25 protein-coding genes and 1 tRNA gene are annotated in these 23,379 nt (G+C 62.4%); 11 read left to right on the top strand and 15 right to left on the bottom strand.

Features of this window, described 5'->3' with window-relative positions; translation table 11 throughout:
* Window positions 1-66 precede the first annotated feature (66 nt).
* The 4 genes from TP2_RS07610 (at window position 67) to TP2_RS07595 (ending at window position 3,771) form a co-directional block, all read left to right on the top strand.
* Complete coding sequence (locus TP2_RS07610; RefSeq protein ID WP_038075516.1) at window positions 67-789, top strand: uroporphyrinogen-III synthase; 723 nt, start codon at window positions 67-69, stop codon at window positions 787-789.
* Between the two features lie 69 nt (window positions 790-858).
* The gene (locus TP2_RS07605) at window positions 859-2,163 is read left to right on the top strand and encodes a COG4223 family protein (RefSeq protein WP_038075513.1); all 1,305 of its coding nucleotides are present in this window, start codon (window positions 859-861) and stop codon (window positions 2,161-2,163) included.
* 10 nt (window positions 2,164-2,173) lie between these two features.
* Window positions 2,174-3,643 (top strand): heme biosynthesis protein HemY, encoded by a 1,470-nt coding sequence (locus tag TP2_RS07600; protein WP_038075510.1) that lies wholly within the window; start codon window positions 2,174-2,176, stop codon window positions 3,641-3,643.
* 52 nt (window positions 3,644-3,695) lie between these two features.
* Window positions 3,696-3,771: transfer RNA gene (locus TP2_RS07595), tRNA-Thr, on the top strand.
* A 147-nt stretch (window positions 3,772-3,918) separates the two neighbouring features.
* On the opposite strand, the gene TP2_RS07590 is transcribed toward TP2_RS07595, so the two are convergent.
* The 5 genes from TP2_RS07590 to TP2_RS07570 form a co-directional block, all read right to left on the bottom strand.
* A complete protein-coding gene (locus TP2_RS07590; RefSeq protein ID WP_038075507.1) occupies window positions 3,919-5,016 on the bottom strand; it encodes a flagellar basal body P-ring protein FlgI in 1,098 nt (365 codons plus the stop codon).
* Window positions 5,016-6,017, bottom strand: a complete 1,002-nt coding sequence (locus TP2_RS07585; RefSeq protein ID WP_038075504.1) for a flagellin — start codon at window positions 6,015-6,017, stop codon at window positions 5,016-5,018. The genes TP2_RS07590 and TP2_RS07585 overlap by 1 nt, the downstream gene beginning before the upstream one ends.
* Window position 6,018: 1 nt before the next feature.
* A complete protein-coding gene (gene flgK, locus TP2_RS07580) occupies window positions 6,019-7,473 on the bottom strand; it encodes a flagellar hook-associated protein FlgK (RefSeq protein ID WP_038076198.1) in 1,455 nt (484 codons plus the stop codon).
* Window positions 7,474-7,503: 30 nt separating this feature from the next.
* Window positions 7,504-8,838 carry a flagellar hook protein FlgE gene (locus TP2_RS07575; protein WP_038075502.1) on the bottom strand — a complete coding sequence of 445 codons (1,335 nt, stop codon included), beginning with the start codon at window positions 8,836-8,838 and terminating at the stop codon, window positions 7,504-7,506.
* 97 nt (window positions 8,839-8,935) lie between these two features.
* Window positions 8,936-9,784 (bottom strand): flagellar motor protein MotB, encoded by an 849-nt coding sequence (locus TP2_RS07570; RefSeq protein ID WP_038075500.1) that lies wholly within the window; start codon window positions 9,782-9,784, stop codon window positions 8,936-8,938.
* 124 nt (window positions 9,785-9,908) lie between these two features.
* Between TP2_RS07570 and TP2_RS07565 the strand changes: the two genes are divergently transcribed.
* Genes TP2_RS07565 through TP2_RS07550 form a run of 4 tightly spaced genes read left to right on the top strand, consistent with a single transcriptional unit; the run spans window position 9,909 to window position 13,767 of the window.
* Window positions 9,909-10,544: a paraquat-inducible protein A gene (locus tag TP2_RS07565; protein ID WP_038075497.1), complete on the top strand. Its 636-nt coding sequence runs from the start codon at window positions 9,909-9,911 to the stop codon at window positions 10,542-10,544.
* Window positions 10,520-11,152 (top strand): paraquat-inducible protein A, encoded by a 633-nt coding sequence (locus TP2_RS07560; RefSeq protein WP_038075495.1) that lies wholly within the window; start codon window positions 10,520-10,522, stop codon window positions 11,150-11,152. Before TP2_RS07565 ends, TP2_RS07560 begins: the two co-directional genes overlap by 25 nt.
* Window positions 11,152-13,191: a PqiB family protein gene (locus TP2_RS07555; RefSeq protein ID WP_051692321.1), complete on the top strand. Its 2,040-nt coding sequence runs from the start codon at window positions 11,152-11,154 to the stop codon at window positions 13,189-13,191. Before TP2_RS07560 ends, TP2_RS07555 begins: the two co-directional genes overlap by 1 nt.
* A 12-nt stretch (window positions 13,192-13,203) precedes the next feature.
* Window positions 13,204-13,767, top strand: a complete 564-nt coding sequence (locus TP2_RS07550) for a PqiC family protein (RefSeq protein WP_038075493.1) — start codon at window positions 13,204-13,206, stop codon at window positions 13,765-13,767.
* Here TP2_RS07550 and TP2_RS07545 read toward each other — a convergent pair.
* The 5 genes from TP2_RS07545 to TP2_RS07525 form a co-directional block, all read right to left on the bottom strand.
* Window positions 13,755-14,291, bottom strand: a complete 537-nt coding sequence (locus TP2_RS07545; RefSeq protein ID WP_240473734.1) for a flavin reductase family protein — start codon at window positions 14,289-14,291, stop codon at window positions 13,755-13,757. The genes TP2_RS07550 and TP2_RS07545 overlap by 13 nt on opposite strands.
* Before the next feature lie 81 nt (window positions 14,292-14,372).
* Window positions 14,373-14,840, bottom strand: a complete 468-nt coding sequence (locus TP2_RS07540) for a DoxX family protein (RefSeq protein WP_038075487.1) — start codon at window positions 14,838-14,840, stop codon at window positions 14,373-14,375.
* Window positions 14,837-15,610, bottom strand: a complete 774-nt coding sequence (locus tag TP2_RS07535; RefSeq protein ID WP_051692319.1) for an HvfC/BufC N-terminal domain-containing protein — start codon at window positions 15,608-15,610, stop codon at window positions 14,837-14,839. The genes TP2_RS07540 and TP2_RS07535 overlap by 4 nt, the downstream gene beginning before the upstream one ends.
* On the bottom strand, window positions 15,594-16,436 hold the full coding sequence (bufB, locus tag TP2_RS07530) for an MNIO family bufferin maturase (RefSeq protein ID WP_038075485.1): 843 nt from the start codon (window positions 16,434-16,436) through the stop codon (window positions 15,594-15,596). Before bufB ends, TP2_RS07535 begins: the two co-directional genes overlap by 17 nt.
* Before the next feature lie 51 nt (window positions 16,437-16,487).
* Entirely contained in the window at window positions 16,488-16,760 is a 273-nt protein-coding gene (locus TP2_RS07525; RefSeq protein ID WP_038075483.1) for a BufA1 family periplasmic bufferin-type metallophore, read from the bottom strand.
* A gap of 132 nt (window positions 16,761-16,892) precedes the next feature.
* On the opposite strand from TP2_RS07525, the gene TP2_RS07520 reads away from it, so the two are divergent.
* Window positions 16,893-17,468: a sigma-70 family RNA polymerase sigma factor gene (locus TP2_RS07520; protein ID WP_240473723.1), complete on the top strand. Its 576-nt coding sequence runs from the start codon at window positions 16,893-16,895 to the stop codon at window positions 17,466-17,468.
* Window positions 17,465-18,094, top strand: coding sequence for an NrsF family protein (locus tag TP2_RS07515; RefSeq protein WP_038075481.1), 630 nt, complete (start codon window positions 17,465-17,467; stop codon window positions 18,092-18,094). The genes TP2_RS07520 and TP2_RS07515 overlap by 4 nt, the downstream gene beginning before the upstream one ends.
* A gap of 3 nt (window positions 18,095-18,097) precedes the next feature.
* Here TP2_RS07515 and TP2_RS07510 read toward each other — a convergent pair whose 3' ends face one another.
* From TP2_RS07510 to TP2_RS17945, 3 genes are all read right to left on the bottom strand, one after another.
* Window positions 18,098-18,883 (bottom strand): 3'(2'),5'-bisphosphate nucleotidase CysQ, encoded by a 786-nt coding sequence (locus TP2_RS07510; RefSeq protein WP_038075478.1) that lies wholly within the window; start codon window positions 18,881-18,883, stop codon window positions 18,098-18,100.
* On the bottom strand, window positions 18,870-20,219 hold the full coding sequence (locus TP2_RS07505) for a TldD/PmbA family protein (RefSeq protein WP_038075475.1): 1,350 nt from the start codon (window positions 20,217-20,219) through the stop codon (window positions 18,870-18,872). Before TP2_RS07505 ends, TP2_RS07510 begins: the two co-directional genes overlap by 14 nt.
* Window positions 20,220-20,288: 69 nt before the next feature.
* Window positions 20,289-21,776, bottom strand: coding sequence for a DUF2125 domain-containing protein (locus TP2_RS17945; protein ID WP_051692317.1), 1,488 nt, complete (start codon window positions 21,774-21,776; stop codon window positions 20,289-20,291).
* Window positions 21,777-21,890: 114 nt separating this feature from the next.
* On the opposite strand from TP2_RS17945, the gene TP2_RS07495 reads away from it, so the two are divergent.
* On the top strand, window positions 21,891-22,508 hold the full coding sequence (locus TP2_RS07495; protein ID WP_038076183.1) for an enoyl-CoA hydratase/isomerase family protein: 618 nt from the start codon (window positions 21,891-21,893) through the stop codon (window positions 22,506-22,508).
* A gap of 54 nt (window positions 22,509-22,562) precedes the next feature.
* On the opposite strand, the gene TP2_RS07490 is transcribed toward TP2_RS07495, so the two are convergent.
* Window positions 22,563-22,904 carry a DUF2853 family protein gene (locus TP2_RS07490; RefSeq protein WP_038075472.1) on the bottom strand — a complete coding sequence of 114 codons (342 nt, stop codon included), beginning with the start codon at window positions 22,902-22,904 and terminating at the stop codon, window positions 22,563-22,565.
* A gap of 99 nt (window positions 22,905-23,003) precedes the next feature.
* A complete protein-coding gene (locus tag TP2_RS07485) occupies window positions 23,004-23,348 on the bottom strand; it encodes a TraR/DksA family transcriptional regulator (RefSeq protein ID WP_420804604.1) in 345 nt (114 codons plus the stop codon).
* Between the last annotated feature and the right edge of the window lie 31 nt (window positions 23,349-23,379).

Below are 23,379 nucleotides of genomic sequence, written 5' to 3'. Positions count from 1 at the left end.
CATGTTGCGTGGGTGTTTCAACGCAGGTAACACCGGGGGAGCGTTCACACAATCCCGGGGCGGCGAATGGTCCAGGAGCTCGCGCGACCGATTCTTCTCGTGACCCGGCCCGGTGCCGGGGCCGAGCGCTTTGCGGCGCGGTTTCGTGAGAGATTCGGTGCCGATTGGCCCATCGTGCTCTCACCCCTGATGCGGATACGGCAAATTGAAGCGGATATTCCGTCGGCGGATGCGGTGATCTTCACCTCCCAGCATGCGGTTGCAGCTTTGGCCGCGCGCGAGCAAGGCGCAGGCCGGGTCGCCTATTGCGTCGGTCAACGCACCGCGCAAGCTGCCCGCGCGGCGGGTTTCGTCCCCGTCACCGGGCCGGGTGATGCGCAAGCCCTCGGAGAGTTGATTGTCGCGGAAAAACCGCAGGGAGCTTTGCTTTTCGCGCGGGGGGAAGAGGTGGCATTCGATCTGGGAAATTGGCTTAGTTCCGCTGGAATAGAGACGAAAAAGGCAATTTTGTACCGTCAGGAACCCCTGCCTCCCAGCAATGCGGCGATGACTGCGCTGACCGGAGATGCGCCCTGCCTCATCCCGCTGTTTTCACCAAATGCGGCCCGGCGGCTTTGCGAAATCTTGCCGCCCAAGACCGGGCCCCTGTGGGTCGCCATGATGAGCGAGGCAGTGGCCAATGCCTGCAAAAACCCTAGTTTCACGGCGATGCAAGTCGCGCCGCGACCCGATTTGGAGGGAATGCTCGACGCGCTCGCTGCCTTGCTGCGCGCGCAAAAGGCGGGTTGAGCCGAACGAGACGGGCTTCTAGATTGATTTCGACGCGCAATTTCAGTGCGGCAGTGGAGGGTGCAGATCATGGCGAAACGAACAACCCGCAGTTCCAAGAGTGAAGACAAGCCGGGAGATCTGCAGGAAGATGCCGTGGTTGAAGAGGCGGCGACCGAGACCCCCAAGATTGATGATACGCCCCCAACCGAGGACGCTTCGGCGCAGGAGGCGGTCGAGGCGACCGATCCTGTAACCGAGACGACGGAAAGCGATACGGTCGAGAGCGCGGCGGCAGAAACCGAAGTCGCAGATGCAGAAGCTGCGACCGAGGATAGCTCTGAAGGCTATTCAGAGACGATCGATACGCCGGAGCCGGAAGAAAGCGCAGAGGTTGAAACTCAACCCGAACCGAGCCCCGAACCGATGACGCAGCCTGAACAGGTTGTCGTCAAGAAAGGTGGTTTCGGTTCTGCCCTGCTTGGCGGTGTCGCGGCTGCGGTGATCGGTGCAGGGGTTGCGATCTACGCCTTGCCGCAATTGCCTCCCTCCATCACGGAAAAGCTGGGATTGGGTGGTTCGACCCAAGGCGCCGACCTGCAGGCGGCGCTTGCGGCCAAGCTCGATGCCCAGGCCAATAAGATCGATGCGCTCAGCGAGGAGCTTGCAAGCCTTAAATCGGCTCAGCCGCCTGCCCCGGATCTTTCGGGCGTGCAAACGGCGCTGGACCAGATTTCGGCTGAAGTTCGCGGAAACAAATCCGCGGTCGAAGATCTGAAGACCCAGATCGCAGGCATGGTTCAAGGCGATAACGCCGCCGCGCAGGCCGGGATCGAGGCTGCGGCGAAAGCGGCGGAGGAGCGAATCAAGCAAGCCGAAGAGCAGGCACAAGCTCTCAAGGCGCAATCGGAGGCGGCGGCCAAGGCTGCGATGATCCAAGCCGCGGCGGCCCGGGTAAAGGCTGCGCTTGATGCGGGTGTGCCGCTCGACGCGCCACTGGCGGATATGCGCGCAGCCGGAATCGCGGTTCCTGCGGCGCTTTCGGGTGACATTCCGACCCTGCAATCGCTTCAGGCGAGCTTCCCGGATGCGGCGCGCGCTTCGCTTGATGCGGCGCGGAGGGCCGAAGCTGGGTCCAGCCTCGGCGATCGCGCCGGCGCCTTCCTACTGTCGCAGATTGGTGCCCGCTCGGTCTCCCCGAAAGACGGAGATGGACCCGATGCGGTGCTCTCGCGGGCGCAGGCGGATGTGGATGCGGGGCAGATCGGTGCCGCGCTTGAGGAAATCGGTAAACTGCCCGAGCCCGCGCAAGCACCGCTGGCCGATTGGGTGAGCAAGGCGCAGGTGCGGGTGGCGGCGATCGACGCGGCCAACCAGCTTGGCGCGGCGCAGTAAGGAGACGCAGATGCTTTGGTCTTTCATCAAAATCGCGCTCTTCCTGATCGTCGTTGCGGCGGCCACGTTGGGGCTTGCCCATCTTGCCGATATGTCTGGCGGGCTGCGGCTCACCACGATGGGCATGGAATTCACCCTTGGACCGCTTCAGGCGGTGATCGCGGCGATCGTCGTTTTCGTGTTGATCTGGCTGGTGATCAAGATTGTCGGTCTGGTCGTCGCTTTCCTGCGGTTTCTCGCGGGAGATGAAACGGCGATCACCCGCTATTTCGACCGCAATCGCGAACGCAAAGGCTATCAGGCGCTTTCTGAGGGCATGCTTGCGGCAGCCTCCGGAGAGGGGCGCCTGGCGCTTTCCAAGGCGGCGAAGGCCGAGCGGTATCTGCAACGTCCCGAACTGACGAACCTTCTTATGGCTCAGGCGGCGGAGATCGCGGGGGACAAGAAGCGCGCCACCGAGGGCTACAAGCGACTGCTGTCGGATGACCGCACGCGTTTTGTCGGTATCCGAGGGCTGCTTCGCCAGAAGCTTGAAGAGGGCGACACCGAGACCGCGCTTAAGCTGGCGCAGAAAGCCTACGCGCTCAAGCCGCGTCATCGTGAGATGCAGGACACGCTGTTGTCGCTCCAGACCGAAAAGGGTGACTGGAAAGGCGCGCGGGAGATTCTTCAGGCCAAGCTGCGTCAGGGTGAATTGCCGCGTGATGTGCACAAGCGTCGCGATGCTGTGCTCGCCTTGCAAGAAGCCAAAGGCGTGATGGAGGAAGGCGCGAGCGTCGAGGCACGAGAGGCAGCGATCGCTGCGGCGAAATCCTCGCCCGACCTGATCCCGGCCGTGGTGATGGCGGCGCGTGCCTATATCGACAAGGGTAAGCCGCGCGCTGCCGAGCGGATTTTGCGCAAGGCATGGGAGGCGCAACCGCATCCCGACCTTGCTGCCGCCTATGCCGAGATCAAGCCCGACGAGAGCGCTGAGGCGCGGCTCAAACGTTTCGCGACCTTCCTCTCGGCGCGGCCCGATCACGAAGAGACTCGCCTGCTGAAAGCCGAGCTGAATATCGCCGCCGAAGATTTTCCGGCAGCACGCCGTGCGCTGGGCGATCTGGTCGAAACCCATCCCACCGCGCGCGTGCTGACGATCATGGCGGCGGTCGAACGTGGTGAAGGCGCGGAAGATGTGGTTGTGCGCGGTTGGCTGGCTCGGGCGCTGACGGCGCCGCGCGGCCCGCAATGGTGCTGTGACAAGTGTCAGAACATTCAGGCAGAATGGGCGCCGACCTGTGACAATTGCGGTGGCTTTGACACGTTGAGCTGGCGCGAACCGCAGCAGGGTTCCGCGCCGCTGCCGCACGGTGCGGAGATGCTGCCGCTGATCGTGGGCAAGCCGAGCGAGCCGATGGTGGATGCCGAGATTCCCGAGGCGGAGATCGTCGAGGGGGCCGAAGACGGAAAGGAAGAGGCGGAAACCGCGACGAAGTGAGCATTTTGGGGCTACACATCCCCGAAATGGCATGCTAATCGCCCGCCACAGTGCCGGTGTAGCTCAGCTGGTAGAGCACGTCATTCGTAATGATGGGGTCGGGGGTTCGAGTCCCTTCACCGGCACCACTATCCTCCGAGATAGTCGAGAAGACAGCCGTCCCAAGGGGCGGCTTCTTTCGTCTCGATAACCGAAAAGATCGCGGGTCGAGGCGTTGAATGAAGCCTCGACGGCTGACTCGATGGGGCGCCATACCGATATTGGTGCCGACGACCTCAATTCACAATGAATTCAGCGTGTAACGCACCGGCTGCATTTATGCTTTTGAGGATGTCGATCATGTCGCGTGGGCTCACGCCGAGCGCGTTGAGCCCGGCAACCACCTCGGAGAGGGAGCTTCCCTCAGACACTTCGGCCATGCGAATGCCGGGTTCTTCGGTCAGCGTTGCCTGAGAGCGCGGCACGATCACCGTCTCGCCTTGCGCGAAGGGGTTTGGCTGCACGACGAGAGGGCGTTCTTCGACTTTGAGCGTTAGGTTCCCCTGGCTGACGGCCACGCGGGAAATACGCACGTCTTGCCCCATGACGATCGTGCCTGAGCGCTGATCGACAACGACGCGGGCGCGCTGTTCAGGCTCTACCGAGAGATTCTCGACCCGGCCGATCGCATGAGCGACAGAGCGTGCTCCGGTCGAGCGGATGTTCAGTGCGACCGTTCCGCCATCCATCATCTCGGCAACGCGTCTGCCGTAGTCGCGATTTATCGCGGTCTCGATCCGCGCAGCGGTGGTAAAATCGGGTGTCCGCAAAGCAAGACGGATAGTCGAGAGATCGTTGATCGCAAAATCGATTTCGCGCTCAACGCGGCCGCCCGAGGGAATATTGCCTGATGTCGGTACGCCTTGTGTCACCGAAGCTCCCTGTCCTTCGGCGCTTGCGCCGCCGGCAATGATCATGCCCTGTGCGACCGCATAAATCTCGCCATCAGCGGCCTTGAGTGGTGTCATCACCAGCGTTCCGCCTAGAAGGCTTTTGGAATCGCCAATCGCCGAGACCGTCACGTCGATCTGACTGCCTGCACGGGCGAAGGGCGGCAGGGTCGCCGTCACCATCACCGCTGCGACGTTTTTCGGCCGAAACTGCTCTCCGGTAACGTTAACGCCGAGCCGTTCGAGCATGTTCGACATGATCTCTTCCGTGAAAGGCGCATTGCGCAGCCCATCTCCTGTGCCATTGAGCCCGACCACGAGCCCATAGCCGATCAGATCATTGCCCCGGACCCCGTCAAATTCGACGAGATCCTTGATCCGGATCGGCGCAGCGCTTGCGAGCCCAGGCAAAAGCAAGGTGAGGATCAGAAGGACAAATTTCATTACATATAATCCGTCATCGAAAGCGACGAGAGCCGCGATGTGAGCGTGTAGAGAGTCTCAAGCTGGGTGCGGACCGCTTCGAGCGCGCTTGCACTCTCATAGGGGTCCGCTCCGATCAGCTCGTTGCGCGCGATCTCCAGTGCCGAACGCTCCGCCGCGTTTCGTACTGCGGCATCGGCGATCTTGGCCTCGATTGTTCCGAGTTTGGCCGCCAGACCGGCAAGCGCATCATCCCCTTCGATCACCCGCGCCCCGGCAGCATTGGCCATGCTGCTGCGGGCTTCGAGATTGCCGGAAAACAAGCCGTCTGACAGCAGCGCCGCCATCGCGATACCCTTCATCGCATCGCGCAGAGCCGGATCGCTCGCGGTGATCTCGATCCGTGCGGTTTCGCCCTCGGCGATCCGGAATTCGGATTGGGGCGTGCTCCCCTGATACTGCGTGGCGGAGAAACCGGCTGCATCATCAAACCAATCGTCGATCCGTGCGACCGCGTCGTTGGCATCGGTTACGCCGGCAAGTTCTGCCGACAGCGCAGCAAGAATTGACACGGAGTCGGGCAAAGGACGTGTATCCGTGGCGCCTCCGGAGAACAGATAGCGACCGGTGACATTCCTATTCAACATTGAGATCAGCGTATCGAACCGTGTCGCCGCGTCGTTGACGGTCGCGTCGATCATCGGTTTGGTCGCGGTTGTTGCCGCCGAAAGCAGAGCAACGCCGATACCGTCATTGAGCGACCGGATCGTTTGCAGCGAATTCTGCACGGTGCCGGCGACCAGATCAGCCTCGCTCGTCGCGATATCATAGGAATCGAGAACCGAGCGGCTCCGGTCGATGCCAGCAAGCGAAGTGAAATCCCCGGAAACCACCACCCCAAGATCTTGCTTGAGCCCGGTCATCACTTCCTCGGTCAGCTTGGCCATCGCGGTTTTCAGTTGCAGGTTATGCTGACGCATCTGGAAGCTCTGCGCCATGTCACCGACGGAAAGGTAGTTCATCTTACAGCTCCAGAAGTTGTTGGATCAGCGCGTCGACAGTCTGGATCACGCGGGCATTGGCGGCGTAAAGCTCTTCGACCCGAAGCAGGTTCTGCATTTCCTGATCGGTATCGACACCTTCCGAGAGGGCCATCGTGTTGAGCGTTTCATGGCGTGTTGAGGCAAAGGTTTCGCGTGATTGAGCGGATTGGCGGGCGCTCGAAACGCGGGACAGCATATCGGCGGCGAGACCAGAACTGCTGCGCAGGGACGGACCGAAATCGCCAGAGGCGGGCAGGGTTTCCTGTCGTAGCGCATCCGCGAGCGCCGAGATCTGCTCTGAGTTGCCTACCGGGCCGGGCGCCGTTGAACCCAGACCGTCGCGCAAGCGCCAGAGCGCGCCGCCTTGGGCGGGATCGGCGAGCCCGTTAATCTTGATCCGGCTCGCCAGTCCGATCTCGTTCAGAGGATCGAGCGGCCCGCCATTCTCGGTAAACAGACCGGGTGCGCCTAGCGGGAGCGTGGGATCGACCGCAGGATCGGAGAAGCGTGTGATCAGGTCGCGGGCATATGCGTCGATCTGGCTTTGGGCTTCAGGGGCGATCTCGTCGCGGATCGCGAATAGTGCGCCGAGCGTGCCACCGCCCATAACCCGGTCGTCGGCGCTCGAAATCGCCATGCCGTTCAACGTGAGGCCCGAAAGCGCTCCCGTGTCTTGTGTCATATCCGCGGTGATGATGCCTGTCGGGGTGAAGCCGATTTGCGCAGGGTTTCCCTCCAGCAGAACGGCGCCGCCCGTTGTAAAGAGGGCTATCTGATCGTTTTCGCGTGCGACCTGGCGCACTGGAACGATCTGCGAGACCTGATCGACGAGCGCCTGTCGCTGGTCGAGAAGCGCATTGGCGTCGTGGCCCGAGGCGCGTTCGGAGAGGATGGTTGCGTTTAATTCGTCAATCTGGGCGAGCGACTCGTTGAGAAAGGCGACCTGATCGGCGATTTGCTGGTCAGCGGAGATCCGGCTCTGCTGAAGGCTTCGCGACACTGTGTTGAGATGGGTCGCGATTGCGTCCGCGCTATCGAGAACGGCTGCGAGGCGCTCGTTGCTGTCGGGGCGGCTTGAGGCCTCGATCAGCGTCGCCTCGAAATCGGCGAGCTTCTGTGACAGTGAATTCGGATCCTCGGGCGTCCCGAGCCAACCTTCGAGCTGCGTGAGAAAATCGCTGCGCAGGGACGCGTTTCCGACCGCGGCATCGGCGAGTCGCAAATCGCTACGCAGGCTCTCGTTCACCATGCGATCGACGCTGAGCACGCGGACACCTGCCCCGTCGCCCCCCAGAACCTGGGCGCCCAGACGGATCTCTCGCCGCGCGTAGCCTTCGGTCAGGGCGTTCGAGGTGTTGGAGGCCACGACCTCGGCCATGCGTGAGGCAGCGTTGAGCCCCGACAAGGCGTTGGAAAGGGACTGAGAAATGCTCATCATGGCCTCCGCAGACGGATCCGTTCAGGATCAGCGTTTGATATTCGTGGTCTCCTGCAACATCTCGTCGACGGTCTGGATCACCTTCGCGTTCGAGGAATATGCGCGTTGCGTCTGGATCAGATTGGTCAGCTCCTGAGCGACATCGACCGTTGACCCTTCGCGCGCATAGCCTTCGATCGAGCCGGTCGGTCCGTCACCTGCGTCCCACAGAAAGAATGACCCAGAGGTTGGCGAGACCTGAAAGGTCTGATTGTCGAGCGCGATCAACCCGTTCTGGTTCGGCACGTCGACCAGCGGGATTTGATAGACGGTGCGGATAAAGCCAGTGTCATAAGTCGCCTTGAGATAGCCGTTCTCATCGATCTCGACTGCAGTGAGATTGCCCACTGGCGAGCCATCCTTGGTTATCGAAGTCGGCGCGAAACTGTCGGAGAGTTGGGTCAAGCCGTTGGTGTCGCCGATCTTGCCGATCGTCACTTCGAGAGGGCCGCCAGCGACGGTGAGCGAGAGCGCTCCGGTGGCGGTGTCATAGGTGCCGCCCGAGACCACGGTGACCGAGGCGAGCGTGCCTCCCGCGCCGCGGCTGTCGTCGAAGGTCAGTGTATATTCGCCAATAATGCTTTCATCGGTTGCGGCGGTCGCCGGATCGTCGACGGTCGCGCTGTCGCGAATGACCATCGTCCAGGTGTTCGATGAACCTGTGGCCGGAATCGTCGGCGTGAAGGAGATGTCGAGTGTTTCCGAGGTGCCCAGATTGCCGAAATATTCGACCGAGAGCGGCAATGCCTCTCCGGTTGCGCCGGCCTCGGTGTCGACGGCGGGCAGGTTTACCCCGAGATTCATCCGCGTGGTTGGATCGCCCGCGGTCTGGTTGGCATTGATCACCACCGGCACGAGCCCCGCCGTCGTGTCGCGCGGAAGAACCGGGATCGTACCATCGGCATTGGCGGGCCAGCCGAGCAGAACGAGGCCCGATTCCGTCTTCAGCGTCCCATCCGCATCGGTGCGGAAGGCACCCGTGGTCGTCATCATCATCGGCTGATCGCCGGTGGTGTTGTCGAGCGAAACCGAGGGGATTACTGGCAGCATCCCGCGCCCTGAGACCGCGATATCAAGAGCATTCGCGGTGGAGACAAGCGACCCGCGTTCTTCGATCAGGCGCGTGGTTGCTGCGCGTACGCCGCCCGCTGAATAAGAACCCGCGCCACGCGCCTGATTGATCACCATGCTCTCGAATTCGGCAATCGCCCGTTTGTAGCCATAGGTACCCGAATTCGCGATATTGTCCGAAATCGTGGCGAGTCGGGTGGCATTCGCGGCCAGCCCGGCAACGCCCGCGTTCAGCGAGGAGGAAATGGACATGAGTGCGCCTTTCTGCTGCTGCGTCCGAAATTGGCAGCCACACTGGCGCACGGGTGTTTAAGATCCCCCTAACATCCGCAAAATTTCGAAATCAGGGTTAGCGCCGGTCGCGTAGCAAGATCACTTCCAGCCGGTTGTTGCGCCCGTCCATCGGCTGCTGCACCGACGGTTTGCGATCGGCAAATCCAGTGACCCGCTGGATCCGGCGCTTCTCGAAACCGGAATTTTCAAGTAGGCCGCGCATCGCCTGCGCCCGGGCGCTCGACAGCTCCCAGACGGGATCGCGGGCGAGCATCTGCGGATAGGCACGGGTATGTCCGTTGATCGCGAGATCATTGTGCACCAGACCGAAGACTCGCGTGAGCATGGCGGCCAGCTCCTGAAGGATCGGCGCGGGCGCAGAGCTGTCGGCAAGGAAAAGCGGCTCTCCGGGCAGATCGAAAAACTCGACGATCAACCCTTCGTCCGTCACCTTGGTCACGATATGCCGCGCGAGTTGCTGCGTCACCATCGACTCGCCACCCACACCCATCAGCGCCTGCTCAATCGACTTGGCCATCTGATCGAACTGAGCCTTGTCGGTGTCCTGCTTGTCCTCGGCCGAGGACTGCCCGCGGGCCTGACGTTCCTCAGTCGGCCGATACGATGCTGCCCCCGTTCCGGTCTGGGCAATCTGATCTTCGGAAAAGACGGAATCGCCCCCGAAGGCGCCCTCGCCGCCGCCGGAGATGCGGTTGATCGGGATCGTCGGATTGAAGTAATCCGCGATCCCCTTGCGTTGTTTCTCGGTTGTCGCGTTCAGCAACCACATCAGCATGAAGAAGGCCATCATGGCGGTGACGAAATCGGCATAGGCCACTTTCCACGCCCCACCGTGGTGACCGTCGCCCCCCGAAACCTTCTTACGCTTGATGATGATTGGCGCCGCGTTGTCGCGGTTGCTCATCCCACCACCTCTTTTCACCCACAGACCGATGTAGCAACGCCGCATTAACAGGCCGTTTACGGATAAAATGCGCCCTATTTCGTGGATCGCTTGTCGTCGCGCGGCCAATTGCTAGATTTGTCGAATGAGCTTTCAGACCTCCCCACCCAAACTCGATCCGGCGCAGTTGATGGCCTGTCCGCAATGCGATGCATTGCATCAGGCGGAGCATCTGCCGGACGGACAGCGTGCGCGTTGCGTACGCTGCGGGACGATTCTGATTTCTCCGCGCGAGCGGTCTTTCCTGCACGTGATCGCGTTTTCCTTTACGGGCATGATCCTGATGATCGGGGCGATCTTCTTCCCGTTTCTCGAGATCTCGACCCGAGGCCTTCATCATGAAAGCTCGATCTTCGGTGTCGCGATGGCCTTTTCCGAGGGCTGGCTCGCACCGCTGGCCTTTGCGGTACTGTCGATGATCGTGGCCCTCCCGGTGTTCCGCTTTGCCGCGCTGATCTACACGCTCTGGCCACTGGCCAATGGCAAGCCCGCCTGGCCACATGCGGCAACGATGTTCCGTCTGGCCGAGGAGTCCCAGCCCTGGGCGATGGCGGAGATTTTCATCATCGGGACGGCTGTGGCGCTGGTGAAGCTCGCCGGGCTCGCCAAGGTCTCGCTCGGGCCTGCCTTCTGGGCGTTTTGCGTGTTGATCATCGTGATCGCGTTGAAAGATTCTTTTGTTAGCAAGTGGACGATATGGGACGCGATCGAACGCAAGTAAACGTGCTGACAGCGACCGATGCGGGGCTGATCGGCTGCACGCGTTGCGGCAAGGTCTGGACGCCCGATCACGGCTATTGCGAGCGCTGCGGAGCGGCGCTGCGTCCGGTCGACAAGAGCGGGTTGCAGAAGGTCTGGGCCTGGTGGTGGGCCGGGCTCATCTTCTACATCCCGGCGAACCTTTATCCGATGCTGCGCACCGCGACATTGGGAGCCGAACAACAAAACACCATCGTCGGCGGCGCGATCGAGCTGTGGAAGCACCACAATTACGGCGTGGCCACGATCGTCTTCGTCGCCTCGGTGATGATCCCGATCGGCAAGTTCATCGCAGTTGCCTATCTTGCGCTCGCCGTCGGCAATGAGAAACGCCGCGGTGGACATCCTCATCTGCATCTCTACGAGGTGGTCGAGTTCATCGGTCGCTGGTCGATGATCGACGTGTTCGTGGTGGCGATCCTCTCGGCTCTTGTGCAATTGGGCTTCGTTGCCTCCATCCATCCCGGACCGGCGGCGGCCTCATTCGCCCTGTCGGTTGCATTCACCATGCTTTCCGCCCAAAGTTTTGACCCGCGTCTGATATGGCGTGGCCCTGAAAGAGTGATTTGATGAGCGATAATTCTGATCCTGGCTCCTCCGGGCCCATGCCCGCCAAGCTCGAAACCTCCGAAGCGCCACGCCCGATCTGGACGCGGCTTTCGGTCGTCTGGGTCGTGCCGCTGATCGCACTTCTGATCACCCTTGGGGTTGCATGGAAGACGTTTTCCGACCGGGGCATGCTGATCGAGATCGATTTCAAGGATGCCACCGGCGTCGAGATCGGTACGCCGCTGAAATTCCGCGAGGTCGAGGTCGGAAAGGTCGAGACGATCGGTTTCACGCCGGACCTGACAAAGGTGCGGCTTGGCGTGCGGGTGGACAAGGATGTTGCGCCCTATGTCGATAACGAGACGAAGTTCTGGCTGGTGCGTCCCGAGGTCTCCGCGCGTGGGATCGAAAATCTCGGCACGGTGCTGTCGGGCACCTATATCGAGGGCTTCTGGAACGACAAGCCCGCCACGCCGCAGACGAGATTTGAAGGGCTCGAGCAGCCGCCGATCTCTCCCGACCCGACCCGCGGCACGATCATCGAGCTGCGCGCCAAGGATGCGGGCGGGATCGTCGATGGCGCGCCGGTTCTTTATCACGGGCTGACGGTGGGCCATCTGCAAAATCTGCGTCTCGACAAGGATGGCTCGGGCGTCGTGGTCGATGCGTTCATCGAGGCGCCGCATAACCAGCTACTGACCACCGCGACACGGTTTTGGGACACGTCAGGCTTCTCGGTGAAATTCGATGCCTCGGGCCTGACGCTCGACGTGCGTTCGCTCGCGACGCTGGTGCAGGGCGGGGTGGAGTTCGAGACGTTCACCTCGGGCGGGGATATCGTCGAGAATGGCCATGCGTTTAGGCTCTATGGCAGCAAGGACACGGCCGAGAACTCGGTCTTCCAGTCCGACGTGGTCGACCCGCCGCGCTACACGCTTCTCTTCGACGACCCGGTGCAGGGGCTGGAAGTCGGCTCCAAGGTACAGTTCCGCGGCGTCGAGGCAGGTGAGGTGACCGCGCTTGCGATCAAGATCCATACCGATGCGACAGGCCAGCGCTATGCCCAGCAGCAGGTCACGATTGCGCTCTCGCCCGACCGGCTCGGGCTCGCGCGCGATGCCGATGCGGAATCGGTCACGCAATTCCTGCAAGGCGAGGTCGAGGGCGGGCTGCGCGCCCGTATCGCGGCGATCGGTCTTCTGGGCGGGACGATGGTGGTGGAGCTTTCCGACGTGCCTGATGTGGCCGCGGCCGAGATGAATCTCGAGACAGATCCCTTCCCGTCGATCCCGACCGCACCGGCCTCCGAGAACGATCTGGCGAAATCGGCCAAGGGCGTGTTCAAGCGCATCGAGGGGCTGCCGATCGAGGACCTCATGAATTCCGCGATCCGCACGCTCGACTCGATCTCCGCCGTGGCCGAGAGCGAGGACACGCGCAAGGTGCCGGGCGAACTTTCGGGCTTGCTCGAACAGCTCAAGACCTTCGCGGCCGACCTCAACAAGAAGGATGCGGCCGACAAGACCGTGGCGGCGCTCGATCGGGTCACCGAGGCGGCCAGTTCGGTACTTGAGGAAATCTCCGGCCTTGATCAGACGCTGGCTTCTGCCGATCGTGCCGCATCGGCCATCGCAGATATGCCGCTCAAGGATATGGGCGAGAAACTCGACACGATTCTTGCCGATATCAACGGCCTTCTGAACAAGCCGGGCACGCAGGATCTGCCGCAATCTCTGAATGCGACGCTGGAGCAGACCGCGGCGATCCTTGAGCAGCTGCGTCAGGCGGGCGCCGCCGACAAGCTCAACGAGACGCTCGATGCCGCCCAAAGCGCCGCGCAATCGGTTTCGAAAGCGACCGACCGCCTGCCCGAGCTGACCCGGCAGCTGCAATCGCTCGTCGATCAGGCGCAGGCGCTGGTCGCGACCTATGGCCGGGGCTCGAACTTCTCGAACGAGACGGTCAATATGCTGCGTGAGCTGCGCCGGTCGATTGCCGATATCGGCTCGCTCGCGCGGATGATCGAACGTAATCCGCAGGCCTTCATTCTGGGCCGCTGACAGGAGATGACGATGAAACCCTTCCAGATTTTGCCGCTCTGCCTGCTGGCGCTCGCCGCCTGTTCGGATCCTGAGAAGATCGCGCGCTATCCGATCGACCCGCCCACCGCGGAGAAGGCAGTGCCGAACCGGCTGGGCCGGGCGGAGCTGCGCGAGGTTTCGATGCCGCAATACGCGACCGCACAGGAAATCGCTTTCCAGACCGCCGATGGCGCGCTGCGTTCGAACCCGGACAATCTCTGGGCGGATGATCCGGCCCGCGCTTTCACCTTGTCACTGGCACGGCAGATCTCGGCGCTCTCTGGCGCGACCGTGATCTCGGAGCCTTGGCCGCTCGCCGATCCGCCCGCGCGTCGGGTCGAGGTCCGGATCGAGCAGATGCTGCCCGGTGCGGATGGTCAGCTGCATGTCGCAGGGGTCTATTTCGTGACGCCCGCAGGCTATGAAGGCGGGCGCGATGTTGTGCGGCGCTTCGATTTCACCGTGCCGATCGCGGATCAGGAGCCCGGCACGATTGCCAAGGCGCAAAGCGCGGCGGTGACGGTGCTCGCGCGGCGGATCGCTCAGCTCGACTGATCGGGGCGGAAGCTGCCGAACTGCCCGCCCGAGAAGATGAGTGGCGCGCCATCCGTGGTGCTCTCGAACCGTGTCACCCGGCCGATGATGATCGTGTGATCGCCGCCATCATGGCGTGCCTCGGTGACGCATTCGAACCGGGCGAGGACATCTGCCAGAAGCGGTACGCCCGCTTCGTTCTGGGTGTAATCCAGCCCCGAAAACCCGTTGCCGCGTCGCGTGAAGCGATGCGCGAGATATTCCTGATCGTGACGCAGCACATGCACCGCGAATGCTGGCGTTTGGGTGAAATGGGCATGGCGGATCGAACTGCGCGCCGCAGACCACAGGATCAGCGGAGGATCGAGCGAGACCGAGGCAAAGCTGTTGACCGTCATCCCGACCGGCCCGTGATGGTCGTCGCATTCACAGGCCGTGACCACGGTTACCCCGGTGGCGAAACGCCCCAAAGCATCACGCAGGCGTCGTGCATCGAACGGGTCGGGCGCTTGCCCGCCAGGCACCGTGCGTTCCGCCCGGTTCATGGCGGCATCGATATCGTCGCTTTCGCTCATCCGATCTCCCTCTGCGCCCAGACATAATGGCCCGGGCGGGGAGGGCAAGGCTCAGCGTTCCAATCCGATCACCCGATCGAGAGAAAACCGCCCCGGACCTTGTGTGATCACGGTGAGAAAGGCCACGGCCCAGAGCCCATGCGTCACCCAGGCGCCCGGATAGACGAAGATCTGTATCACCAAGGTCATCCCCAGAAGCGCCAGCGCCGAGAGTCGTGTCGCGAGGCCGAGGATGAGAAGCATGGGGAAGAAATGCTCGGCAAAGGTCGCCATGACCGCAGCCCAGTGATGCGGGATGAAGGGGAGGGCGTATTCATACTGGAAGAGAGTGAAGGTCGAGTCCTTGATCATGAACCCATCGACCTTGGTGCGTCCCGACATCCAGAAAACTGTGGCCGGAAAGAGCCGGGCGGCGAGCAGGATGACCTCACGCGGGATGTAGGATGTCGCCCTGATGATGCCCTGATAAAGCCGAGGCAGACCTTGTTTTGGCGGATTCGTCCCGAATGTGCTGGTCATGTCGTGTCTCCTCCCTTTTTGTCCGCGCCGATGATCAGCGCGTTCTTCACGAGCAACAGGAATGCTGCATTCAACTCGAATCCCTCTCCTGTGGATGCCTGGGCTTCGGCCACGGTGCGACCGTAGGCGAGGGCGGATATGAAACGCCCGATCGGCGCAGGCACCGCTTGGGTGATCACGTCGTCGAGCCCTTTGCGTGCGATCAGAACCGTCTCAGGCGCCCATTGCGCGGCTGTCGGCGCGGGCGGCCCACCCGGTTGTTGCGAAACCCAGATCGACCCTGCCGGAGTAAGCATCTGCAAAACCTGCACCGACGGATGGAGGAAAAGCTGCAAGTCCTCACCGGCCTCTTGCGCAATCGCCTGCAATTTCTGAGGCGGCACAGGCTGCGCATCTGAGGAATGATAGGCACGGCTGCGCGCCCATTCGATCCGTGCGACGTCGGGCAGGTAGATCAACGACTGAAACGTCTCTATTTCAGCAAGAAATGCCGCAAACTCTTCGCCCCACGCGATCAGGAGCGGCGTTTGCGGTGGATGCCGGTCAATGAAAAGCCGCGCCACCCCCTTGAAGCATTCATCGCCCAGAAGCCGCTCGATCACCGGATAATGGCGCGCCAGGGCCCGCGAGAGCCCATGCGCGACATTGTTGCGATAGACATCGAAGCGGCGCTCGGTCTCGCCCGGCTGGCGCGCGGTTGCGTTCTCGGGTGCGGCGCCACCATTGATCGCATCGCGGAAGCTGCGCGCGAAGTCACGATGCGAGAGCATGGCTCTGTCCTTCCAATATGGAGCGCGCACGCTCCGCTTCGGCCATCAGAACCGCGAAGGCCGGCACGTCGTTGTCCCATTCGATCAGGCTGGGCAAAGGTCCAATTTTCGAGACTATTTCGCCATAAAGCGCCCAAACCGGCTCCGCGACCTCACGGCCGTGGCTGTCGATCAGGAGCGGTCCCGAGGGCAGCTCTTCCTCTTCATGTCCGGCGAGATGGATCTCGTTAATTTTGGCGAGCGGGAAGGCATCGAGATAAGCGCGTGGGTCCTGTCGGTGGTTCACGCAGGAGACGAAAACATTGTTCACATCCAAGAGCAGCCCGCAGCCGGTGCGGCGGCTGATCTCGGTCAGGAATTCGGTCTCGGGAATGTCGGAATTATCGAAGAGAACATAGGTCGCGGGGTTTTCCAGCAGCATCCGGCGGCCGAGATGGTCCTGCAGCTCGTCGATATGATCGCAGACGATCGCTAGGGTCTCCTGCGTATAGGGCAGGGGCAGCAGATCATGCATCCAGACCCCGCCATGACTCGCCCAGGCGAGATGTTCGGAGAAACTCTCGGGCTCGTAGCGATCGCAAAGCGTTTTCAGCCTTGCGAGATGGTCGCGATCGAGCGGATCGGGGCCACCGATCGAGAGGCCGACCCCATGGATCGAAACTGCGTAATCCTCCCGCAGCCGCTGTAACATCGCATGAGGCATGCCCCCCGCGCCCATGTAATTCTCGGCATGGATTTCAAAGAAACCCAGATTGGGCTTGGTTTCTGCGATGGCGGGGAAATGCTCGGGCTTGAAACCCAGCCCAGGTTTGCGCGGCAAAGTCATCGTGGCCTCCCTTGAAAGAGGAGGGGCGGACCAATCCGCCCCGACCTGTGATCACATTTCCTTCGGCATGAGCGAGCCCATCCCGTGCGGTGTCTCGATCGTCTCGCAGGTGCCGGCCGGGACGAGTTTCCAGGCGTTGCCCTGGTAGTCCATCGTCGCCGTACCTGCGCAGGTCGTGCCGGGGCCCGCCGCGCAGTCATTTTGACCCGCCATCGCGACGCCGTAACACTTCTCCATCTTCATATCGTCTGCATGGGCAGCGCTCGCGATGCCCATCGCACAGCTCAGAGCGGCAGCGATGCCAAGAGTGGTTTCGGTCTTCATGGTGATCTCCCTGATTGGATCGTTATCGGACCCGTTGCGGTCCTGATCTCTCTTCGGGACCGATCGCGGCGTCGTTACAGGCTCACGCCGCTGTGATCGAAAAAAGTTTTTCACAAGCGCTGTAACGAAGGCATGATCGACAACGAATGGATGGCGATGATGCATGATCGGCAAGCAGACTGGACGCGGCTTCTCAGGGCCGCCAACGCGGGTGATACGCGTGCCTATGGTCTGTTTTTACAAGCCGTGACGCCGGTGCTGCGGTCGGTTGTGCGGGCACGTGGGGCGGGCCTGCCGGAAGCCGATTGCGAGGATGTGGTTCAGGAGGTTCTGCTCGCGATCCATCTCAAGCGCCACACCTGGCGCGAAGATGAACCGGCGGCCCCCTGGTGTTACGCGATCGCGCGGCACAAGGTGGTGGACGCGTTTCGCAAGCGCGGTCGGCGGATCCATCTGCCGGTCGAGGATTTCGCGGAAATGTTGCCCGCCGCCCCAGAGGCCGATCCAACGGAAAAGGCCGATATAGAGACGTTTTTGAGTCATCTCGAGCCGCGCGCCGCGGATCTGGTCCGTGCCATCGGGCTCGAGGGGAAGAGCATCGCCGAGACGGGGGATGCGATGGATATGAGCGAGGGGGCGGTGCGTGTGATGTTGCATCGTTCGCTCAAGAAACTGGCCGCGCTTCGAGAGAGGCTGATCGAGATATGAAGACCGAAGACCTGTTGGAAATGCTGGAGAAGGACGAGCTGCGCGAGCCGCGTGCAGGCCAGGTGCTCTGGCGCTGGCTCATCCCGGCGCTGATCCTGTCCGCGCTGGCGATGGCGGGGATACTGGGTGTTCGGTTTCCGATGGAAAAGACCCTGATGACGCCCGAGATCGCGCCGAAATTCTACCTGCCGCTCCTGCTCGGGGTGATTGCAATGCCGATCGCGGTGAAATTCGCGCGTCCGCTGGCACGGGTACGGCTGAGCTGGGCATGGGTTTTTCCGGCGATTGGACTGCTCTTGCTCGGTTATGCCTTTGTCACGACACCTGAAAGCCAGCGCATGATGGATTTCCGCGGCAAAACGATCCTGCCATGCTTGCTCTCGATCCCGCTGTTTTCAGCGCCGATCCTTGTCGCTGTCCTGACCAGTCTGCGTCAGGGGGCGGTGATCGCACCCCAGCGTGCGGGGGTAGCGGCGGGACTTGCGGCCGGGGGGCTCGGCACGGCGATCTATGCGCTTCACTGCACCGAGGACAGTCCGCTTTTCTACGTCACCTGGTATGGTGCGGGGATCGCGATCACGGTGATCGCGGGGGCGCTTTTGGGACGGGTCTTGTTGCGCTGGTAGGCTCTATTCCGGCCAGAAAGCGAGGTTTTCGAGAAATGCGGCATGCAGCTTCGCATTCGAGACGATCACACCGTTCGAAAGCGGCGGCGCGCGATTGAAGTGCAGATCCTTTCCATGCCGGTCCGTCGCCAGCAGCCCCGCGCGTTGCGCGATCAGGCTGGCCGCGGCGATATCCCATTCCCAGGCCTTGCGCAGGGAAATCGTCGCATCGAACTTGCCCTCGGCCACGAGGCAAAGACGCCAGGCGAGCGATGAGCGGAAGCTGCGCTTGTAGCCCGGTAGACCATGCCGCCAGTGGGTCGGATTGTCCGAGAGCTTCGAGGTGAGCACGGTCGCCCCCTCAAGTTCAGCGCGCGCGCCTGGCGCAATCGGCACGCCATTGAGCAGCGCCGGGCCGTCAATTGTCGCGGTGTAGGTGAGGTCGTGAACGGGAAGGTGCACCACACCCGCAACGACCTCGCCGCCGCGCGCGACCGCAAGCGCATGGGCGAAACTGCCATCATCGTTGAGAAAGGCGCGGGTGCCATCGATCGGATCGACGATGAAGGTCGCGGGCGCTGCAAGCCGCGCCGGATCGTCCGCGCTTTCCTCGGACAGCCAGCCGTAATCGGGCCGCGCGCCGCGCAGATGCTCTTCGAGTTGGGCATTCACCGCGAGATCGGCCTCGGACACAGGGCCTGCCCCGTCATCCTTTTCCCAAGAGGCCGGTGCTTTCTTCCAGTATTTCAGGGCGAGCTTCCCGGCCTCCTTCGCGGCCTCGGTCAGCAGCGTCAGATCAGTCTCCGGCAAGCGTCATCCCTTCGAGAAGCAGCGAGGGCACGATATGGCTCAGGTGCAGGCGCGCATCGTTGGCGGGCCGCAGGCTGCGCAGCATCTCGCGCAGGTTGCCCGCGATCGTGCATTCATTGACCGGATAGACCGGCACGCCATTCTCGACCCAATAGCCCGAGGCCCCGCGAGAGTAATCGCCCGTATTGGGGTTGATCGTTGCGCCGATGAAAGATGTCACCAGAAGCCCGGTGCCCATCTCGGCCAGCAGATCCTCGCGGCTCTGGTCGCCTTGGGTCAGGGTGACGTTACCGACCCCGGGCGAAGGTGGCGCTGACGTTCCGCGACCGGCATTGGCGGTCGATTGCAGTCCCAGCTTGCGCGCGGTGGCCAAGTCGAGCGTCCAGCCTTTCAAAACGCCGTTCTCGACGATCATCCGGCGCGCAGTCGGCAGGCCTTCGGCGTCGAAGGGGCGTGAGCCAGAGACGCGCTTGCGATGGGGTTCCTCGCTTAGCGAGAGATGATCGGGAAGCACCGGCTGATCCATCGCATCGCGCAGCCAGGAGGCTCCGCGCGCGATCGACTGGCCGTTGATTGCCGAAAGCAGATGCCCGATCAGGCTGCCCGAGACACGCTCGTCGATCAGGACCGGATAGGCGCCGGTTTTCGGGCGGCGGGGATTGGCGCGGGCCACGGCACGCTCGCCTGCCAGTTGGCCAACCTCGCGCGCGCTGGGCAGATCGGCTTGGAACACACGGCTTTCGGCGGCCCAATCGCGCTCCATCGACAGGCCTTCGCCCGAGATCGCGACTGCCGAAACCGATCGCGCACTGCGATCGTATCCGCCTGCGAAACCGTTCGAGGCGGCGAGATGCATCCGGCGGTAGGAATAGGCGGCCGATGCGGATTGCACCTGCGAGACGCCCTCGACAGTCAATGCCGCCGCTTCGGCTTCCAAGGCATCGCGTTGCAGATCGGCGGCGGAGGGCTCGGCGCTTGGATCGGCCAGTTCCATCCCCGCGGCATCGCGAGTGGCCGATAGCTGCGTTGGATCGGCGAGACCGGCAAAGGGATCGTCGGGCGCTTCTTGCGCCATCGCGACCGCGCGCTGGGCCATCTCGTCAAGGGTGCGGCTGGAAATATCAGAGGCGGACACGCAGGCTTGCTTGCCGCCAAAGAGCACGCGCAGACCGATCTCGATCCCTTCGGAGCGTTCGGCCTGTTCGAGCTTGCCTTCGCGCACGTCGATCGCGACCGACCGTCCGTCCACCGCGATCGCATCCGCCGCAGGGGCGCCAGCGCGTTTCGCAGCTTCCAGAAGCGCCTGGGTCAGATCGGACAGGGACTGCTCGGACATTTCCACCTCTTGAGAAAGACCGGAGCCGCCCGGGTGTCCCGGACGGCTCCGCGCCGTTATGTATTGTCCTTACTGGACGCGCTGGCCGTTGACGAGGATTTCCCCACCATCCTTGAACTCGACCTTCGATTCATAGGCGTCATCGCCGGTCGGCTTGGCGTAAAGCCCCAGCATCATGCGGCCGAACATGATCTGGTCCTGCGGAACCAGACCCATTGCGACAAGCTTGTCCATCAGCGCGTTTGCCCCGGTCAGGCTGAGGTCGATCGCGCCCTTGGGCATCGGCACCGGCCCGCCATTCTGGATTTCCAACGCGCCAGAGCCGTTAAGCTCCGCGCCGACGACGGAGAGGTGCACGTCCTTGATGTCGACCGAGTTCACCTGCATCGGCGGCACGGGCATGGCGGCGACGGCCGGCGAGAAGAGATCGTCGGTCAGTTGCATCTTGCCGGTCACGTCGATCTTCAGCGTTGCCGGATCGCGCGGCAGGTTCTGGCCCGGATCGAACATGTTCCACAGGTCATCCGAAACGGTCAGCCCGTTGAGCGCGAACTTCGCTTTGAAATCCTGCTCTGCATCGCCTTTCGACACCGGCATCGCGAAATCCATATTGGCCGATTCCAGTGCGAGATTGATCGGGAAGGGCAGCTCTTTCGTGGTCATCTGGACCTCGCTGCCGTCGCTCGTGCCGGCGAGGTGAATGCCGTCCTTCGACATGCCGATATCGAGCGTGCCGCCATTGTCGGTGGTCTTCTGCGAAACCGGCCCGTCGGGACTGTCCACGTTCATGGCATATTCCGAGCCCGCATATTTCAGCGCGACCTGGATATTCGCCCCGGCATTGAGCGCCTCGTCGAGCTTCTCCATCGGAACGCCGTTGGGCAGCACGAAGCGACCGTCATAGGTGATATCCGAGACCTGCCCATCGAGCGTGAAGGTGCCACCCCCTTCGGGATCGGCCCCCGAGGCGGTGAATTTCACCAGACCGGTCTTGAGCGCCGAGGTCACGTCATGTGCCTCGCCCATCTTCATCTCGTAGGTGCCGGTCGTGTTTTCCATCGAGAGCCAGACCTTGACCGGGATCGCCTGATCGCCGGCATCGCCGCTCTGGTCCATCTCCATGGTCACCTTGGGTGCGTCGATGGTGTAAATCATGTCCTCGGGCGTACCCGAGACCACGACCGAGCTATCGGTCTGCGTCATCACCATATCAAGCGACAGCGCCGGTTGATCGGGCAGGTCCGAGCTTGCGACGCCGGTCATCTTTTCCGACATCGTCGCTTCGACCGTGCCATCGCCGCGGTCGCGCAGTTTCAGCTCGGGGATCGTCATTGCAAAGCTGGTACCGTCCATCTCGTTCGTGAGCTTCACATCGGTGATGGTAAGCGTATCGCCGCTGCGGTCGGAGCTGCCGACCATCACGTCATAGCCGTAGCTCTGATAGCCTTCCTGCCAGCCTTCCCAAACCTGCTCGGGCGTGACATCCGCGAAACCGGCAGTGGTCGAGAGAAGCGTGAAAATCACCGCGCCGGTTCCGGCGGGTTTCAACCAGGACATGACGATACCTTTCGATAGAAACAAAATCGGCTCATCCTCCCGTGGGGATGCGCAATGGTCAAGGCCCGGTATCGCTGTTAGATCGAAGGGAAGATGGCAAAGCGGGAGATTGTGATGATCCGCCACCAGATCGAGGACGGGCTTTGGACCGTGACGATTGACCGGCCCGAAAAGGCCAATTCTCTGACGCAGGCGATGCTGAGTGAAATCGCCGATCTCGCCGAGCGCGCCAAGGCCGAGGAGGCGCGGGTTTTCGTGCTGACGGGCACTGGGAAAGTGTTCTCCGCGGGGGCTGATCTGGAAGAGGCCCGCAGTGGCACGCTGGCGACCGATCCGGTTTGGGAGCGGCTCTCGGGTGCGATCGCGGCACTGCCCTGCCTGACGATCGCCGCGCTCAACGGCACGCTGGCGGGCGGCGCGATGGGGATGGTGCTCGCCTGCGATCTGCGGATCGCGGTGCCCGGCGCCAAGTTCTTCTACCCGGTGATGAAGCTCGGGTTCCTGCCGCAGCCATCCGATCCGCCGCGCATGGCCGCGCTGATCGGGCCCGCGCGAGCGAAGATGATCCTGATGGCGGGTCAGAAGGTCGAGGCCGAGGAGGCGTTGGGCTGGGGGCTGATCGACCGCATCGTGACCCCCGAGGCGCTGATGGAGACTGTGACGGGGCTCGCGGCGGATGCGCGCGGGGCCAAGCCGTCGCATGTCGCGGGGATCAAGGCGCTTATCCCCTGAACGAAAACGGCCCGGGAAACCCCGGGCCGAATGCATGGCTCAAAAGGCGTCCGCTCAGGCGTAGACGCTTTCTTTGCCGAAATGCTTGGTCAGCATGTAATAGACCACGGCGCGATACTTGTTGCGCTCCGAACGGCCATAGGTCTCGATGACGCTGTCGATCGCATCCATCAGCTCGGGGCCATCCGCGAGGCCGAGCTTCTTGACGAGGAAATTGTTTTTCACGGTTTCGAGCTCGCCCTTGTCCGAACCGGCCACGGTCGACGCGTCGGCATCATAGATCGACGGGCCGCAGCCGATCGTCACCTTGGTCAGAAGATCCATGTCGGGGGTCATGCCGCACTTGTTCTTCAGATCGTCGGCATATTTTTCGATCAGCTCGTCTCTTTTTCCCATAAGTCCCACCTGTAATAATTGTGTCCTCTGAAGCCGAGGCAGGCGCAGGGTAAGCCCAGCGCCAGAAATTACAAAGCCAAAATCTTGGGAAAAGCCGAGTCACTTTCCCCCACGACACGAGACGCATTGAGTGAAGGTCGGATCGAGTTCAAGCCGGCGGAGGGGGATCGGCTCACCGCAGCTGTCGCAATAGCCGAATTCACCCTCCTCGATCCGGGCCAGCGCGGCTTCGATCGCGGAGATACGGGCATGACGCCGTGCATCGAGCGCATTGGCCATCGCCTGGTTCTGCATCGCATCCATCCGCGACAGTCGCCCGACGCTTTGCTGATCCAGCTCGACCGGTTTGCGCGCCTCGGCGGTGTCTTCGGAGTCCGAGCGCAGGTCTGCAAGCTCGGTTTCCAGTCTGGGCCGGAAAACCCCGGCCATCTCTTCCGGCTCCACGCGCGCCTCCCTCACCCGTTGGATAAGGCAG

It is taken from the genome of Thioclava pacifica DSM 10166 (assembly GCF_000714535.1).
In the GTDB taxonomy this organism is placed as follows: Bacteria; Pseudomonadota; Alphaproteobacteria; order Rhodobacterales; family Rhodobacteraceae; genus Thioclava; species Thioclava pacifica.
This window is presented reverse-complemented; position numbering and strand designations above follow the sequence as displayed.

Excerpts from the sequence above, each read along its gene's own strand:
- TP2_RS07610 (WP_038075516.1), top strand. The coding sequence starts at position 67 with ATGGTCCAGGAGCTCGCGCGACCGATTCTTCTCGTGACCCGGCCCGGT.
- TP2_RS07605 (WP_038075513.1), top strand. The coding sequence starts at position 859 with ATGGCGAAACGAACAACCCGCAGTTCCAAGAGTGAAGACAAGCCGGGA.
- TP2_RS07600 (WP_038075510.1), top strand. The coding sequence starts at position 2,174 with ATGCTTTGGTCTTTCATCAAAATCGCGCTCTTCCTGATCGTCGTTGCG.
- TP2_RS07590 (WP_038075507.1), bottom strand. The coding sequence starts at position 5,016 with ATGAAATTTGTCCTTCTGATCCTCACCTTGCTTTTGCCTGGGCTCGCA.
- TP2_RS07585 (WP_038075504.1), bottom strand. The coding sequence starts at position 6,017 with ATGAACTACCTTTCCGTCGGTGACATGGCGCAGAGCTTCCAGATGCGT.
- flgK (WP_038076198.1), bottom strand. The coding sequence starts at position 7,473 with ATGAGCATTTCTCAGTCCCTTTCCAACGCCTTGTCGGGGCTCAACGCT.
- TP2_RS07575 (WP_038075502.1), bottom strand. The coding sequence starts at position 8,838 with ATGTCCATTTCCTCCTCGCTGAACGCGGGCGTTGCCGGGCTGGCCGCG.
- TP2_RS07570 (WP_038075500.1), bottom strand. The coding sequence starts at position 9,784 with ATGAGCAACCGCGACAACGCGGCGCCAATCATCATCAAGCGTAAGAAG.
- TP2_RS07565 (WP_038075497.1), top strand. The coding sequence starts at position 9,909 with ATGAGCTTTCAGACCTCCCCACCCAAACTCGATCCGGCGCAGTTGATG.
- TP2_RS07560 (WP_038075495.1), top strand. The coding sequence starts at position 10,520 with ATGGGACGCGATCGAACGCAAGTAAACGTGCTGACAGCGACCGATGCG.
- TP2_RS07555 (WP_051692321.1), top strand. The coding sequence starts at position 11,152 with ATGAGCGATAATTCTGATCCTGGCTCCTCCGGGCCCATGCCCGCCAAG.
- TP2_RS07550 (WP_038075493.1), top strand. The coding sequence starts at position 13,204 with ATGAAACCCTTCCAGATTTTGCCGCTCTGCCTGCTGGCGCTCGCCGCC.
- TP2_RS07545 (WP_240473734.1), bottom strand. The coding sequence starts at position 14,291 with ATGAACCGGGCGGAACGCACGGTGCCTGGCGGGCAAGCGCCCGACCCG.
- TP2_RS07540 (WP_038075487.1), bottom strand. The coding sequence starts at position 14,840 with ATGACCAGCACATTCGGGACGAATCCGCCAAAACAAGGTCTGCCTCGG.
- TP2_RS07535 (WP_051692319.1), bottom strand. The coding sequence starts at position 15,610 with ATGCTCTCGCATCGTGACTTCGCGCGCAGCTTCCGCGATGCGATCAAT.
- bufB (WP_038075485.1), bottom strand. The coding sequence starts at position 16,436 with ATGACTTTGCCGCGCAAACCTGGGCTGGGTTTCAAGCCCGAGCATTTC.
- TP2_RS07525 (WP_038075483.1), bottom strand. The coding sequence starts at position 16,760 with ATGAAGACCGAAACCACTCTTGGCATCGCTGCCGCTCTGAGCTGTGCG.
- TP2_RS07520 (WP_240473723.1), top strand. The coding sequence starts at position 16,893 with ATGATCGACAACGAATGGATGGCGATGATGCATGATCGGCAAGCAGAC.
- TP2_RS07515 (WP_038075481.1), top strand. The coding sequence starts at position 17,465 with ATGAAGACCGAAGACCTGTTGGAAATGCTGGAGAAGGACGAGCTGCGC.
- TP2_RS07505 (WP_038075475.1), bottom strand. The coding sequence starts at position 20,219 with ATGTCCGAGCAGTCCCTGTCCGATCTGACCCAGGCGCTTCTGGAAGCT.
- TP2_RS17945 (WP_051692317.1), bottom strand. The coding sequence starts at position 21,776 with ATGTCCTGGTTGAAACCCGCCGGAACCGGCGCGGTGATTTTCACGCTT.
- TP2_RS07495 (WP_038076183.1), top strand. The coding sequence starts at position 21,891 with ATGATCCGCCACCAGATCGAGGACGGGCTTTGGACCGTGACGATTGAC.
- TP2_RS07490 (WP_038075472.1), bottom strand. The coding sequence starts at position 22,904 with ATGGGAAAAAGAGACGAGCTGATCGAAAAATATGCCGACGATCTGAAG.